The 14,598-nt window shown below is 57.0% G+C and carries 12 protein-coding genes; all 12 read left to right on the top strand.

Features of this window, described 5'->3' with window-relative positions:
• Positions 1-42: 42 nt before the first annotated feature.
• The 12 genes from Q7U39_14605 to Q7U39_14550 all read left to right on the top strand — a co-directional run bounded on the left by Q7U39_14605 (position 43) and on the right by Q7U39_14550 (position 14,598).
• Positions 43-1,260, top strand: coding sequence for a glycosyltransferase (locus Q7U39_14605; protein ID MDO9119188.1), 1,218 nt, complete (start codon positions 43-45; stop codon positions 1,258-1,260).
• Between the two features lie 222 nt (positions 1,261-1,482).
• The gene (locus Q7U39_14600) at positions 1,483-2,436 is read left to right on the top strand and encodes a hypothetical protein (protein MDO9119187.1); all 954 of its coding nucleotides are present in this window, start codon (positions 1,483-1,485) and stop codon (positions 2,434-2,436) included.
• Positions 2,433-3,740 (top strand): glycosyltransferase, encoded by a 1,308-nt coding sequence (locus Q7U39_14595; GenBank protein MDO9119186.1) that lies wholly within the window; start codon positions 2,433-2,435, stop codon positions 3,738-3,740. The genes Q7U39_14600 and Q7U39_14595 overlap by 4 nt, the downstream gene beginning before the upstream one ends.
• A gap of 121 nt (positions 3,741-3,861) precedes the next feature.
• Positions 3,862-4,401, top strand: a complete 540-nt coding sequence (locus Q7U39_14590; GenBank protein ID MDO9119185.1) for a serine acetyltransferase — start codon at positions 3,862-3,864, stop codon at positions 4,399-4,401.
• Between the two features lie 72 nt (positions 4,402-4,473).
• The gene (locus Q7U39_14585; GenBank protein MDO9119184.1) at positions 4,474-6,468 is read left to right on the top strand and encodes an HAD-IIIC family phosphatase; all 1,995 of its coding nucleotides are present in this window, start codon (positions 4,474-4,476) and stop codon (positions 6,466-6,468) included.
• Positions 6,455-6,691, top strand: coding sequence for an acyl carrier protein (locus Q7U39_14580; protein MDO9119183.1), 237 nt, complete (start codon positions 6,455-6,457; stop codon positions 6,689-6,691). Before Q7U39_14585 ends, Q7U39_14580 begins: the two co-directional genes overlap by 14 nt.
• 40 nt (positions 6,692-6,731) lie before the next feature.
• A complete protein-coding gene (locus tag Q7U39_14575; GenBank protein ID MDO9119182.1) occupies positions 6,732-8,246 on the top strand; it encodes an SDR family NAD(P)-dependent oxidoreductase in 1,515 nt (504 codons plus the stop codon).
• 233 nt (positions 8,247-8,479) lie between these two features.
• Positions 8,480-9,499: a glycosyltransferase family A protein gene (locus Q7U39_14570; GenBank protein ID MDO9119181.1), complete on the top strand. Its 1,020-nt coding sequence runs from the start codon at positions 8,480-8,482 to the stop codon at positions 9,497-9,499.
• A 126-nt stretch (positions 9,500-9,625) separates the two neighbouring features.
• The gene (gene asnB / locus Q7U39_14565) at positions 9,626-11,596 is read left to right on the top strand and encodes an asparagine synthase (glutamine-hydrolyzing) (GenBank protein MDO9119180.1); all 1,971 of its coding nucleotides are present in this window, start codon (positions 9,626-9,628) and stop codon (positions 11,594-11,596) included.
• Between the two features lie 37 nt (positions 11,597-11,633).
• Positions 11,634-12,908, top strand: a complete 1,275-nt coding sequence (locus Q7U39_14560) for a glycosyltransferase family 4 protein (protein ID MDO9119179.1) — start codon at positions 11,634-11,636, stop codon at positions 12,906-12,908.
• 190 nt (positions 12,909-13,098) lie between these two features.
• Positions 13,099-14,385, top strand: a complete 1,287-nt coding sequence (locus Q7U39_14555) for an SGNH/GDSL hydrolase family protein (protein MDO9119178.1) — start codon at positions 13,099-13,101, stop codon at positions 14,383-14,385.
• A gap of 78 nt (positions 14,386-14,463) precedes the next feature.
• The gene (locus tag Q7U39_14550; protein ID MDO9119177.1) at positions 14,464-14,598 is read left to right on the top strand and encodes a glycosyltransferase; all 135 of its coding nucleotides are present in this window, start codon (positions 14,464-14,466) and stop codon (positions 14,596-14,598) included.

The following is a 14,598-nucleotide window of genomic DNA, read 5'->3' as shown; positions in this document are numbered from 1 at the left end:
TCCGCTAGATGAGAGTTTCATCCATTCACTAAAGAGGTCGTCATGTTTCCCGCCCTAAGGCGCCTTTTCGCCAGGTTCAAGGTCTATCGGGTTGCGAGAGCGGTCTATTGGCGTTTGCCGCAGATCGTCAAGGAGGCGGAACTGGGGGATAGCGAGGTCACGTCTCTCCTTCCCGAGGGATCGCCGCGAGGGACGGTGCTGCTGTCGCACATCAGAGGCGACTTCTTGAACAATCCCAACCGGCCCGTTCCCAACACGCATACGAATTTCTGGACGGCCCTCGATATGGCCAGGACGTTTTTGGAGCTGGGCTATCGCGTGGATGTCATCAGCTTCTGTAATCACGATTTCCTTCCGAAGACGGGCTATGATGTCATCATCGACACGCGATACAATCTCCAGCGGCTTGCCCCGCTGCTCGGCCGGGGTTGCCTGAAGATCCTGCACATCGACACGGCCCACATGCTGTTTCAGAACGCAGCCGAGGCCAGTCGGTTGCTCGATATGCAACGGCGGAGAGGGGGCACGCTTCTCCCGGTCAGATACGAACGGCCCAATCTCGCCATCGAGCATGCCGATTGCGCGACCGTCTGCGCCAACGACTTCACCATCGGGACCTATCGCTACGCGGGCAAGCCGATCTATCGAATTCCGATCCCTGCCGCGCGGCTCTGTCCCTGGCCGGCCGGGAAAAGTTTTTCAGCCAGCCGGCGGCACTTTCTCTGGTTCGCCAGTTATGGGATGGTCCACAAGGGGCTGGATCTCGTGCTGGAGGCGTTTGCCGGGATGCCCGAGTATCACCTGACGATCTGCGGTCCGGTCGAACGTGAGCCGGACTTCGTGGCGGCGTACCGCAGGGAACTGTTCGAGACTCCGAATATTCACCTGCGCGGGTGGATCGATATCGACAGCCGGGAGTTTCTCGATCTGGCGGATCGCTGTATCGCGCATGTGTTCACGTCCTGCTCGGAAGGCGGCGCCGCGTGCGTGATCGAGACCATGCATGCGGGGCTCATTCCGATCGTCAACTACGAGTCCAGTGTCGATGTGCACGATTTCGGTGTGCTCCTCAAGGGCGTTTCGGTAGAGGATATTCGAGACGGTGTCCGGACGATCGCCGAGATGCCGGCGGCGGTGCTGGAGGAGCGGGCGCGCCGCGCCTGGGAGCATGTCAGGGCGCATCATACCCGCGAACACTTTTCTCGTGTCTACCGGCAGACCATTCGAGAGATCTTACGGGAACATGGCCGCCCTTGTTAGAGACTGGCCTGTACAGCGTTGTGGTTTCCGGAACTGGACTGTACGACGTCCGACTGCAGGCCGGCGGAATGCGGGCTTGCGGTTCAGGTTAACCGGTCAACGTAGTTGTCTGGCTTGCGTTGGTAGTGCTAGGCGGGAGGAGAGTATGGCTGATTCCATTGACGGGGGAGCGTACGGTCACGACATGATGGTCCATGATGGGTGGCGGGAGCGGAGGGCGTAGTGCCGCGGAGAAACCTCTCAGGAGTATGGCAGGGGTTGCGGGACTTCTTCTACCGCCAGGCTCATGGTCCTGCTGCCGGCGCGCAGAAGTGGTCGATCGGCATACTGGCCGGGCCGTCTCCCCTGGATCTGGGGCAGGATCATGCGGGGATGACCAAACCGGCGCTCACGGCTCAGGACGTCGGGGATTGCCGGGCTTCATCCGTCCGGACTCCCTTTATGCTGCAAGTCGCCGGACGCTGGCACATGTTATTTGAAGTGCTCAATTGCGACTCGGAAAAGGGCGAGATCGGGTGGGCGACCAGCGATGACGCCAAGCATTGGACCTATCGCCAGATTGTGCTCGCTAAACCGTACCCCCTGTCGTCCCCCTTCCTCTTCGAGTGGAACGGCGGCTACTACATGCTTCCCCAGAGTGCCGAGGCGGGGATGCTGCGCCTCTACAAGGCGTTTGAGTTTCCTGTTCGCTGGGCGCTGGCCGGCATTCTGCTGCGAGGGAGGTTTTACGCTCCTTCGCTCGTTCGCCACGAGGGCCGGTGGTGGCTCTTTACGTTGTCCGATGCAGAGGACAGGGGCGCAGCTCTTCGGCTCTATTGGGCGGACGAGTTGCTGGGGCCATGGAGAGAACATCCGCAGAGCCCAATCGGCGTCACGGATCGCGCCGTTGTGAGACCGGCGGGAAGAATCGTGGCGCATGAGGGCCGTTTGATGCGGTTTGCGTACGCCTGCAAGCCGGGCCATGGACCCGTCGTCCGGGCGTTCTCAATTACGGAGTTGACCACGGCGCGGTACAGCGAGACCCCTTGTAGTCCGGACCCCTTGTTCTCTTCGGGGGGGAATGGCTGGAACCGATCACGTCTGTCTCACATCGATGCCCATTGCATAGGCGACGGACAATGGGTGGCCTGCGTGGACGGGGTGGAGGGCCTCGGAGGGGAGGTGAGTGCGACATGATCTTCTTTCAAGACCCAATTAACAGAGCGCGCCTGATCTCTGCGGTGAAATCGTCCCGGCTTTATATTCTGGGGAGTGTGGTCAAGGCTGCGGCTTTGCAGGCCCGGGAGAATTTGAGCCAGGAGATTCTCAATCGTGCAGTGGTGTCTCTCGAACCGCAGGGGCCACCGAAAGGCTATGTGCTGCTCTCGCATGTGGTCAAGGCCTTCCTGCTGCCGCCGGGGCAGCCGATCCCGAGGGATCACCATCACTATTGGGTGGCGCTGCAGATGGCGCAGACGTTCTTAGACCTCGGGTACGGTGTCGACGTCATCAACTTTCACAACAAAACCTTCTGGCCCAGGCGTGACTACGCCATGATGGTCGATACCCGGTGGAATCTTGAACGGCTGGCTCCCGCCCTGAATCCCGACTGCATCAAAGTGTTGCATATCGACACGGCGCATCCGCTCTTCCAGAACGCGGCGGAAGCCAGCCGCCTGCTCGACTTGCAGCAGCGCCGCGGTGTGACGCTGAAGCCCTGGCGATATGAGGTGCCGCATCTCGGGATCGAACATGCAGACTATGCGACGATGAACGGGAACCGGTTCAGCATGGAGACGTTTCGATACGCGGGGAAACAGATCTTTCCTGTGCCGGTCGCTGCTCCGGTGCTGTATCCGTGGCCTGCCGACAAGGACTGGCAAGGCTGCCGCAATCAGTTCCTGTGGATCAACAGCGGGGGGCTTGTCCACAAGGGGCTCGACTTGATTCTGGAAGCCTTTGCCGGCATGCCGGGCTGTCACCTGACGGTGTGCGGTCCTATCAAGGGGGAAAAGGAATTTGAGCGGGCCTACTTCAAAGAACTGTATGAGACCCCCAATATTCATACCGAGGGATGGATGGATCTCAGTAGCGACCGCTTTATGGGGTTGGCCGAGCGCTGTGTGGGAATCCTTTCCGCGTCCGCATCGGAAGCCAGAAGCGGGTCGGTGATCGGAGGCATGCATGCAGGGCTCATTCCGATCATCAGTTATGAGAGCGGAGTCGATGTAGATGATTTCGGTGTGGTGTTGCCGCGCTGTTCGGTGGGCGAGATCAAGCGGGCAGTGCAAAGAATCGCTGCTTCTCCCGGCGGCAAGCTGCAGGCGATGGCCCGGGGCGCCTGGGAATCGGCTCGTACTCACCATACTCGCGAACGGTGGACGGAGGTCTATCGGTCTGTGATCGATAGTATCTTCCGGTTGCACGCCGACAAGGCCGGGGCCTCCCCACTCGTGCAAGCACCAGCCACCCCTAAGCAATCTCTTCGGAGTGTGAAGTAGATTCTCGAGCGCAGGGATGGGGCCTGCGGAAACGCCGTGTGGTGCCGGCTTGTCCTTTTTCGTCAGAGTGTAGGTATGTGAGAACCAGCAGCGCATCGCGCTCTGGCAGGTAAGCAGGGGCATGATGAAACAATACGATCTTATTAGAGACTTGTGCCGGCAGATCCATGAGGATTGGATCGCCAATCACAAGGACTGGACTGAGCCAGGGTTTCGAGCCATTGCTGTGCACCGGCTGGGATTTTGGGGATGGGAACGAAGCGAGGGACTGCTTCGCTCGAGCGTGCTGTTGCTCTATCGAGTGCTCTGGCGGTATGTGAGAAATCACTACGGAATTGAGATTCCCCGCAGCACGGTCATCGGACGCCGGTTTCGGATTGCGCATCAAAGCGGAATTGTGCTTCATCCCCATAGCCACATCGGAGATGACTGCATCATCCGTCAAAACGTCACGATCGGTGCGGTGACCTGGGAACGGTTTAACGACGCGCCCAAGATCGGACACCGGGTCGATATCGGCGCCGGGGCTGTCATTCTTGGCAAGGTCACCATCGGGGATGGCGCCAAGATCGGTCCCAATACCGTGATCACGACAAATGTTCCGGCCGGCGCGACGGTTTTTGTGGAGGCGCCCCGCATGATCCAGATGAAGAAATGCTAGGTCAGGGAGGATCATCGTAGTACTCTCCCTCAGTGAGGAGGCCGCAAGTCTGCGGCGCAGATGGCGCATAGAATGTCTGACCAATCACACGACCGAATACGCGATGCGACCGCGCTTATGGCCCGCGCCGATGAATTGCGGAAGTCCGGCAGGGCCGGGGATGCCATTCCTCTCTATCTCGAAGCGCTCTCCGATCCGCCTCAGGCGGGGCTCTGCTTGAAACTCGCGCGGAGTTACGAGGAGCTGGGCAATATCCCCGAGGCCTGCCGCTGGGCGCTGACGGTGGTCGACGCCGAAGACGATTTCACATCGTGGCAGGCGGCCGGCAGGCTGGTGCAGCGCTATGCGGACATCTCCGGGCCGAAGCTCCGCTCCGCCAAGGTGGCGCTCCTCGGAAGTTATACGACCGCTCAACTGGGCCAGCTGCTGATGCTGGCGGCCGGTCGGCGGGGTATGCGTCTCGAGGTCGTGGAAAGCGAGTATGGGCAGTATGAGCAGGAGATCATCGATCCGAACAGTCGCCTCTATGCGTTCGATCCGGACTTCGTTGTGCTGGCTGTGCATGAGGGAGATCTGCGGCTTCCGGAGTACAGCGCCGCGCCGCAGGAATCGATTCGTGCGGAAGTTGCGCGCTGGACCTCGCTCTGGCGAACCGTTAAGGAACGTTCCCGGGCGAGGGTCGTTCAGCACAATTTTGCGCTGCCGTGCGAAGTGCCGGCGGGCCATCTTGCGGCGCGCCTTCCGGGGTCCCGCTATATGATGGCGCAGGCCGTCAATGCCAGGATTGGCGAAGAAGCGGGCAATGCGGTGTCGATCGTTGACTGCGAGCGACTTTCGTCGTTCGTGGGGAAAGCGCGGTGGTTCGATCCCCGCTTCTGGCATCTGGCGAAACAAGCCGTCGCGCTGCAAGCGGTCCCTGTGCTCGCCCGCCATACGGCGGCGGTCATCGGCGCTGATCTGGGATTGAGCCGGAAATGTCTTGTCCTGGATCTCGACAATACTCTCTGGGGAGGCGTGATCGCCGAAGAAGGGCTGGCCGGCATCAAATTGGGAAACGGGGTAGACGGAGAGGCGTTTGTCGCATTTCAGGAGTACATTCTCAAGTTGAAGCACAAGGGTGTGATCTTGGCGGTCTGCTCAAAAAACAATCACGCCGATGCGTTGCAGCCGTTCGAGCAGCATCCGGAGATGCGCTTGAAACGTGACGATATCGCGGTCTTTGTTGCCAATTGGGAACCAAAGCCGCAAAATATCCGCAGGATCGCACAAGAACTTGGGATAGGGTTGGATGCGCTGGTATTCGTGGATGATAACCCGGTTGAACGTGAAGCGATGAGGCAGTTTGTCCCTGAGGTCGAGGTGGTTCCGCTTCCAGACGACGCCTCTTACTATGTCAGGGCGCTGTCAGAGTGTCTGTCGTTTGAAACCGGTTCGTATACGCAGGAAGATGCCGCGCGAGCCGAACAGTACCGGGCCCGCGCGCAAATCCGGGAGCTTGAAGCGACGGCGGGATCCATCGAGGAGTTCTATCAAAGCCTTCATATGCAGGCGATCGTGGCCCCCTTCGATGCGTTGCATTTGCCCAGAGTTGCCCAGCTGATTGGCAAGACGAATCAGTTTAATCTCACCACGAAGCGCCACGGGATGCCGCAGCTGGAGAGTTTCGTCAGTGATCAAAAGTGCGTCCATCTGTACCTGCGGCTGCGGGATCGCTTCGCCGACCATGGACTGGTGGCCCTGGTCATTGCGCTGCAGGAGGGGACGGTTCTGGACATTGATACCTGGCTGATGAGTTGCCGAGTGATCGGTCGCACAGTCGAGGGGACGATTATGGAGCATGTGTGCCGGCGGGCCGAAGAACTGGGCTGCACGTCGTTGCGGGGAACCTACGTTCCCAGCGAGAAGAATGCGATGGCGGAAGATGCGTATGCAAAGCTGGGATTCGATCTGGTGAGCCGGGCCGATGGGCGAGCGACGTGGAGCTACGATCTGTCGGCCAAGGGGCCCATAGTCAATAAGTTCATCAAGACCGTGGATGCGTGGGAGGTGGCGGATGGAGGTGCATGAGCGGCTCGAAGGACTGTTTCGCGAAGTCTTCGACGACGAGAAGCTGGTGCTGACCGATGAGACGACCGCGAGCGACATTCCGAAATGGGATTCGCTGGCGCATATTAATCTGATGTTCAGCATCGAGCAGGCTTTTGGGGTACGGTTTAAGGGAAATGAACTGGCGGAGATGAAGAATATCGGTGAGTTGAAGTCCTTTCTCTGCAATAGCAGGGGGCGGTAATGTTGCCAGATGGATGCTGTGGCGAAAGACTTGGTGGATAATGATGCGCGCGGCAAGCATTCGTTTTACGATGGAAGACATCGCCTCGTTTAGTGCGGCCAGCCACGATAAGAACCCCCTGCATGTATCCGAAGTCTACGCACGTGCCACGCCCTATGGCGAGCCTGTCGTTTTCGGAATCCTCGGAGCGCTGGCAGCCCTTTCGCGTCTTCCTGATAGGAACGACCTGATACTAAGGGAGGTATCGCTGGAGTTTCGAAATCCTCTGGTTGTCGGAGTAGATTATGCCGTTCAAATCGACGAGACGGCATCTCTCCAATCCTCAGTGAAAATATATGACGCTGATCGATTGATGATGAAGGCGAGATTTACATTCCAAGCCGGCGATGGGCGCTCGGCGGGGGCGGTTGGATCAGAGTATTCGCATTCGATAGGAGAAGCGGTTGACCGACAGGAAGCGGATTTTGAGGTCGGGCGTCGCATCGCCGGAGTCTATGGTGTATCGACAGAAGACTTCGACAAGGTTGTTGAGCGATGGGGGCTTTCTGCGAAGGGCGCTCAGGGCATCCAGATTGCCGCTATGATGTGGACCAGTTTTATGGTGGGCATGGAACTTCCTGGAAAGCGGGCAATCTATTGGCGGCTGGTACTTGAATTTCGGAACGATCATGGCCAACCGGATGAGGGGCCGCTACGCTATGATGTGAAGATTAAAGAGTTCGACGAAAGGCTGGAGTTGCTCCACACTGCAGGAGATCTGTCAGTCGGATCCCAGGCCTATGGGACGGCGCACATGTGGGCCTTCGCCCGTCGAGATTCCCCGCAGTCATCTGTGGAGAAACTCTCGTCTCTTATGCCGAGTTCTCATCAGCTTCACGGAAAGGTGGCGTTAGTCGTAGGTGGAAGTCGTGGCCTCGGTGCGGCAATCAGTCAGGCTCTTGCCCTGCAAGGTTGTTCGGTTATTGTGAGCTATCATCGATGCGAGGCGGAGGCCGAACAGATTCGGACACGCCTTGGCGGCAGAAGTGGTCTTCTCGAATTGGTGCAGGGTGATGCTGCAGACCTTCATTGGTGCCGGGAATTGCGTGATCGTATTTGTAAGCAGTACCAGGGACTTGATTTCCTTATTTGCAATGCGTCACCGCCGATCCATCCTATGCCGTTTACCCCTGAAAAGCTGGATCAATACCATGATTTTCTCGAGAAGAGTGTCGCGCTAGTGAGCGGGCCAATGTCCATGTTCCTAAGCTGTCTGTCAGAGCGGTCTGGTTGGAATGTCGTTGTTTCTTCGGCATTCGTGAGGGACCTCCCGGCGGAGTGGCCGCATTACGTTACGGCTAAATCCGCTGTCGAAGGACTAGCCCGTTGGGCTGCTGCTAATGATAAGAGGATACATACACTGGTCGTGAGACCGCCGAAGCTGCTAACGGATCAGACAAACACGACATTGGGCCGCCAGGGAGCAATGGGGGTAGAGCAAGTAGCTGCCGCCATTGTCACACAGCTCTGTAATCCCGAGCCTTCACAATCGGTTGTGGTGTTGGAAAGCTTCTAAGTGAGACCAGGGTATCCATTGGATGTTTTCATATACTCCCTTCCCGCGAGAGGAGGCCAGGCATGAGTTCCATCAAAACGACAAGGAGAAAAGCTCTTTCTTGGCGACCTTGGAATAGATGCTAATTGGAGGATTGAATCAGTGATGTTCTCGCGGAGCAACAGGTGCGCGATGAGGCTTTGCAGATATGCGACCAGAGGATTGGCTGCCGAGAACGAAATGGGGGTGGTGGCATGTTTCCGCGGGTAACCATAGGCATACCGATCTACAAGCGGCTGGAGTTTATCCCTCAGGCTCTCCGCGTCGTGCTTGCGCAGGACTACCCGGAGATTGAGTGCATCGTGTCAGACAATGGCATGAACGGGAGCAAGGTGGCCGACCTGGTCTCCCGACATTATTCTCGACCGTACCGGTTCCGCCAGAATCCGGAAACGGTTATCGTCAGTGAGCATTTCAATCAGATTGTTCAGGAGGCCACAGGTAAGTATTTCATCCTGTTTCAAGACGATGACGAGATGAGTCCTAATTTCGTATCCGACCTTGTCGCGCTCCTTGAGCGGCATCCCTCCGCGGCTGTCGCCATCTCCAAGCAGGAGGCGGTCGATCCTGGCGGGCGGGTCTTACGCAAATCGTTGGATGTGGTTCCCGAGATCCTGTCCGGCGAGGAGTTTGTCAAAGCGTGGTGCCAAGGTTCGTATCTATTTGAATGCTTTGCGACGATCCTATTTCGGACCGAAGAGGCTAAGGCTTGTGGAGGTTATCCGCGGATAGCTCTCTCTGGCGGCAATGGGGTGGATGACGCACTTTTGTTGAAATTGTGCCTGGGCCGAAACGTGGCTTTCAGTACGCAGTGTACCCATCGAAAGCGTACGTATGAGGAAAGCATGGGGTTTTCGTGCGACTACCGATCCCTTGTCTATGGGTACACACAATTCTTTACGTTCCTTGACTCGGATCCTGTCATCCGGCGGTACGCCCATAGCCACCTCGATCAATATCACGCGGTAAAACAACAAATTGTCAAAATGCTCTGGAAAACCTGTTTCCACCGCTGGAACGGGATGTATCGGGAGCGCCTATCCCCATTCGAGTGGGTCCGTTCAGCCTTTGCCATGCCCTTCATTCCTGAGTATTACGCAGCCGTCGGGTCGACGCTAGCCGAAGCGGCAAAAGCGGCGGCCTTTGATCGGGGCAAGAAGCTGTTTCCTTGGGCCCATCGTCTCTATCGTTCAATCAAGCACGATGCGCGATGATGCCCTTGCTCTCGTTGCCCGGATGTTTTGCCTGATTGAGCCCTCTCTGTTGGGATCGTTTTGCCCGGAATGACTCAGGCCGGTTTGGTGTAAGCGCAGTAAGCGCGTGAAGGAGGCGGTGTTCGTATGTGTGGGATTGTCGGTGTCGCGGGTTCGCACCAGGCGGTATGGCTTCAGGAGATGAACGGCATGATCGTTCATCGGGGGCCGGACGATCAAGGGATCTATTCCAGCCCTGCGGGGGACGTGTCTCTTGCCATGCGCCGGCTCAGTATCCTGGATCTCGCGGGCGGCCATCAGCCCATGAGCAGTCAGGACGGGTCTGTTTGGATCGTCTTCAATGGAGAGATCTACAATGCGCCTGAGCTAAGAGCGGATCTCGAGTCCCGCGGCCATACCTTCGTCACGGCCCATTCCGATACGGAAGTGCTGCTCCATCTCTACGAGGAGCGGGGCGAGCGCATGGTCGACGATCTGAACGGCATGTTCGCGTTTGTGATTCACGATCAACGCCGCAACCGGCTGTTCGGCGCCCGCGATCGAATGGGCATCAAGCCGCTCTACTATTCCATCGAGAAGGGTTCGTTTGTTTTCGCTTCCGAGCTCAAGAGCCTCTTGGTCTCGCCGCTGGCGCGTTCAAGAACGGTCAATCTCCAGGCCCTCTCGCATTTCATGCAGGTGCTGTATGTGCCTGGGCCGGAGGCCATCATCGACAACGTCTTCCGGGTCCCGCCCGGCCATTTCTTTGTATACGATCTGAAGCACCATCGATTCACCCTCAGTCAATACTGGCAGATCGACGGCACTCGCTTTGAAGACCACGATATCCAGGAGTGGTCGGAACGTTTGCGTGCTGAACTTCGCGCCGCCGTGAGCCGCTGGACGTTGAGCGATGTCCCAATCGCTTGTTCGTTGTCCGGTGGAATTGATTCATCCGCCATCATCGGCTTGCTGGCTGAGCAGGGGTTTCCGCAAGTGCGCACTTATTCGCTTGGCTTTGCAGGCAAGGAAGAGCAGGCCTGGAACGAATTGCATTTGGCGCGGGAGGTGGCTGATCGCTGGGGCACTCTGCATCACGAACTTATTTTGAATCCAACAGACCTTCTCAATGATCTCGTCGAGATGGTGTGGCATTTGGATGAGCCCTACGGGGGAGGACTTCCTGCCTGGTACGTCTATCGTGAGATGAGCAAGGATGTGAAGGTCGGGCTCAACGGGATGGGGGGCGACGAGCTGTTTGGAAATGATGAAAAGTTCAGGCGTTTTGAGGATGATCCGGTCCTGCATGCCGCAGTGACCCTTCGTCAGCGTTCCAGGAGCGGCGCCGGGGCGCTTGCGCTGTGCGCGAGTCCGCTGGGGGCCGTCAGTCCTCGCCTTCCTGCGTCCTGGCCCGTCATCGGGCGGGGCAGGCTTTTCTCCAAACTGTCCGGTCTGTTGGAGACACCGTTTGGATCGTATTGCCGTGCAAATATGGACTGTGTGTCTGATGGACAGACGGAGCAGTTTGTGCGGTGCGACCAGGACGGCCCGGGCTGTCAGAGTACCGCTGAGTACTTGCAGCAGATTTACGATGCCTCGCGCACGCGAGATCTTCGGACCGGCCTTGCCGTGGTGGATTTTCAAACGCAACTCGCTGAGGAGTTTCTCTTCATGACGGACCGGTTTTCCATGGCGCATAGTATTGAAGCGAGAACCCCGTTCCTCGATCACCGCCTTGTCGAACTGGTGTTTCGAATTCCTCCATCGATCCGGACCAAGAGCGGCGATCCCAAGTATCTGCTCAAGCGCGCCGTCAGTGATTTGCTCCCTCATGCATTGCTGACGGCGCGAAAGGGCGGATTTACGATGCCCATTGGATTGTGGTTGCGAGGGGCTCTTCGCCCATTGGCGGAGCGGTTGTTGGCGCCGGAACGGCTGGAGAAGCAAGGCTTGTTGCGACCTGCGTTCTATCACCACTATGTGAGGCCACATCTTGAGGGGCAGGCCGATTTCGCCGTCCACGTCTGGGCTGCGGTAATGTTTCAGCTCTGGCATCTGGTGTATATCGAAGAGGCCTGCACGGAGAAGCCCTCGTTCACGTGGAAGGACTTGTGTTGAAGGCGGCTGGCAGATCAGATGGGGTCAAGAGGTTGAAATGAAGATCGTACACGTCAGCACGCAGGATATACGTGGCGGAGCCGCGCGCTCTGCCTATCGGCTTCACCAGGGCCTCCAGCGCATCGGGTGGCCGTCGACGATGTTTGTTATGGACAAAACGTGTCCCGATCAGACGATCGTGAGGTTCGATCCCCCGCAGGGGTTTGTGGATCGGGTCGGCACCCGCATGCGTCGGGGGGCGATCGCCCGGGACTTCGTCCGGTATCAGGCTTCGCGCCCGTCGGGCTACGAAATGTTTAGCGACGATCGTGGGCCGTTCCCACATGCGATGGTACCGCAGATACCGTCTTGTGATGTGGTCAATCTCCATTGGGTTGCGGGGATGCTGGACTACACCTCGTTTCTCCCGCAGATGACTCGGACAACGCCTGTGGTGTGGACGTTACACGATATGAATGCCTTTACCGGAGGGTGCCACTATGACAATCGGTGCGGCCGTTTTTCCGGGTCCTGCGGCGCCTGTCCGCAATTGGGGTCGCACCAGGAGCAGGATCTGTCTCGCGCGGTGTGGGAACGGAAGAAGCGGGCGATCGTGGCCGCGAAAAATGGGCGCCTGCGTATTGTCACGCCCAGCCGGTGGCTTGCGGAAGAAGCCCGGAAGAGCAGCCTGTTGTCGGAGATCCGAGTTGACGTGATTCCCTATGGACTGGACCTTGACGTGTTTACTCCACGCGATAAGGCGTATTCGAGAGACCTGCTGGGGATTCCGCAGGATGCTCGTGTCGTGTTTTTCCTGGCCGATGTTGTCGATAATCGTCGCAAGGGGTTTTCTTTCTTGCTGGAGGCACTCCCGCATTGTGCGAAGCGCGTAGAGAAGTTGTTGCTGGTGTCTCTGGGGCAACAACCTCCTCAAGCAGATGGCCGTATGCCGTGGCTCCATCTTGGCTCCATCCATGACGATCGATTGCTCTCTGCCGTCTACAGTGCCGCGGACCTGTTTGTTCTTCCTTCATTGCAGGATAATCTCGCGAACACTGTACTGGAAGCCATGGCCTGCGGAGTGCCGGTGGTCAGTTTCAATTCGGGAGGGACTCCGGAAATGGTCCGCCCTGGAATAACCGGACAGTTGGTGCTGGCCTTCGAAGTCAGCGCATTGGCGGCCACCATTGTGGAGATGATGAACGCGCCTGAGTACCGCAAGCTATTGTCTGAAAACTGTCGCCGGCTTGCTCTCGACGAATACCCGCTCCAGCTTCAAGCGGAACGGTACGCCGAGTTGTATAGGTCTCTTGTGTCGGACCTTGCGAATTAAGGTTGCGCGTTACCGATCGAAGCATTGTCCTGGAGGCTTGGCGTCGAGTCCGTGGCGACGGTTTATTTCCGAGTGCAGCCTAGAGGCGCAATTCGTTGAACCGTCGAATAAATTTCCGGGGAGAGATTCTATATAATCGTGATCATCATGAGCGCAGTGTCCCCATCTTCGAGGGCAGGAGAGATTGTAAGTGCATACGAAAATTACTGGTAGCCTTGTTCTGGCAACTTGCGTTCTCGCCGGCATTGTTCTTTGGGGGCTTGGCGTATCCTCTATTCGACATCTGGTGGCAGACCTCCTCGCGATCTATTTTGTCTTATGGGCTCTTTACGCGTTTCTATCAGGACGGAAGCAGAGCGAATTAAGAACCAGTTTCTGTGTGACGTCTTTTACGCTGGCTATATGTCTTGGTGCACTTGAGGCGCCTGCATTCTTTGGCGCGCTAGACTACCGGAGGGTATTCTCAACGTCTATGAACCCTGTATATCAGCGAGGAAACGTTTTCGATGGCGAATTACTATGGAGGCGCCAGCCTCATTTTCAGTTGAACATGACTTCCATATACGACGGAATGATTGGGCAGTATATCTGCCTTCCATCGATCGCGCCGGTTTCATACAACCTTCGATATGATCAACACGGTTTTCGAAATGATCAAGACTTGGAGACAGCCGATATCGCTGTGATCGGAGACTCATTCGTTGAGGGTGTAGGAATAGAGAGCTCCGGAATTCTGACGACAGTGCTGCAAAGTTTAGAAGGGCGAACTGTAGTGAACCTTGGGAGTTCAGGGTATGGTCCACAACAGGAACTGGTAGTACTCAAGCGTTATGCCACCAAGTTTCATCCTAAGACCATCGTATGGATGTTCTATGAAGGCAACGACCTCAAGGATGTGCGTGCCTACGAACAAGGATTGGCAGGGTTGCATGAGGAGCTGCGTTACTCAGAACGTGCCTTTATAACCAATGCCTTGATGACGGTCATGCGACTGTGGCGGGGATGCGTTCCTGATGAACATCTCAAGAAGCGCTACGGAAAAATTGTCGATAAGGAAGGCCGGCAGCGGAAGATATATTTCCCAGAGGACACTCGTCCTCTCCATGGAGACCGATTGGCGGCATTGCAAACGGCAAGTTCGGTCCTGGCAGCCGCCTATCAGTATAGTCGTGAGGAAGGCATTCGACTGGTTCTAGTTTTCGCTCCTGAGCACTATAGAGTGTATAGCGGTCTTTCCACCCTTGTTGAAGTCTCAGATGAAGTCAAATGGTGGTCGGTCAATGATTTCCCGGAGCGTCTTCGCACTGTCGTGAAGAGCATATCGCCAGACTTTGAGTATTTTGATTTGACTCCTACCCTTCGAATGGAGGCTGCCAAAGGAACATCCCTCTACATTTCCAACGATACTCACTGGACGGCAGAAGGTCACAAGATAGTCGCGGAGGCTCTCCACAAGGCACTCGCGAGAAAGCTCTAACCCACTCAACCGATGTCCCCACTACCTTCGAAGATTTGTCAGGGAGATCGCATTGTTGTCGATATCCAGGAGGCTGCTATGAAGGTTTCAATCATCATGCCGGCATACAATGAAGCAGCGACCATTGCAGAGATGATCGTCAAAGTTCAGGCTGTGGATGTGGGGTATCCGAAAGAGATCATCATTGTGGACGATGCGTCGCTCTTTAGGTAG

The organism is Nitrospira sp. (assembly GCA_030653545.1).
In the GTDB taxonomy this organism is placed as follows: Bacteria; Nitrospirota; Nitrospiria; order Nitrospirales; family Nitrospiraceae; genus Nitrospira_D.
The sequence above is the reverse complement of the archived record's forward strand: the minus strand, read 5'-3'. Positions and strand labels throughout refer to the sequence as shown.

Bases quoted from the DNA above. Each gene is read 5' to 3' on its own strand.
- Q7U39_14575 (MDO9119182.1), top strand. From the start codon at position 6,732: ATGATGCGCGCGGCAAGCATTCGTTTTACGATGGAAGACATCGCCTCG.
- Q7U39_14570 (MDO9119181.1), top strand. From the start codon at position 8,480: ATGTTTCCGCGGGTAACCATAGGCATACCGATCTACAAGCGGCTGGAG.
- Q7U39_14590 (MDO9119185.1), top strand. From the start codon at position 3,862: ATGATGAAACAATACGATCTTATTAGAGACTTGTGCCGGCAGATCCAT.
- Q7U39_14595 (MDO9119186.1), top strand. From the start codon at position 2,433: ATGATCTTCTTTCAAGACCCAATTAACAGAGCGCGCCTGATCTCTGCG.
- Q7U39_14550 (MDO9119177.1), top strand. From the start codon at position 14,464: ATGAAGGTTTCAATCATCATGCCGGCATACAATGAAGCAGCGACCATT.
- Q7U39_14580 (MDO9119183.1), top strand. From the start codon at position 6,455: ATGGAGGTGCATGAGCGGCTCGAAGGACTGTTTCGCGAAGTCTTCGAC.
- Q7U39_14605 (MDO9119188.1), top strand. From the start codon at position 43: ATGTTTCCCGCCCTAAGGCGCCTTTTCGCCAGGTTCAAGGTCTATCGG.
- asnB (MDO9119180.1), top strand. From the start codon at position 9,626: ATGTGTGGGATTGTCGGTGTCGCGGGTTCGCACCAGGCGGTATGGCTT.
- Q7U39_14585 (MDO9119184.1), top strand. From the start codon at position 4,474: ATGTCTGACCAATCACACGACCGAATACGCGATGCGACCGCGCTTATG.
- Q7U39_14560 (MDO9119179.1), top strand. From the start codon at position 11,634: ATGAAGATCGTACACGTCAGCACGCAGGATATACGTGGCGGAGCCGCG.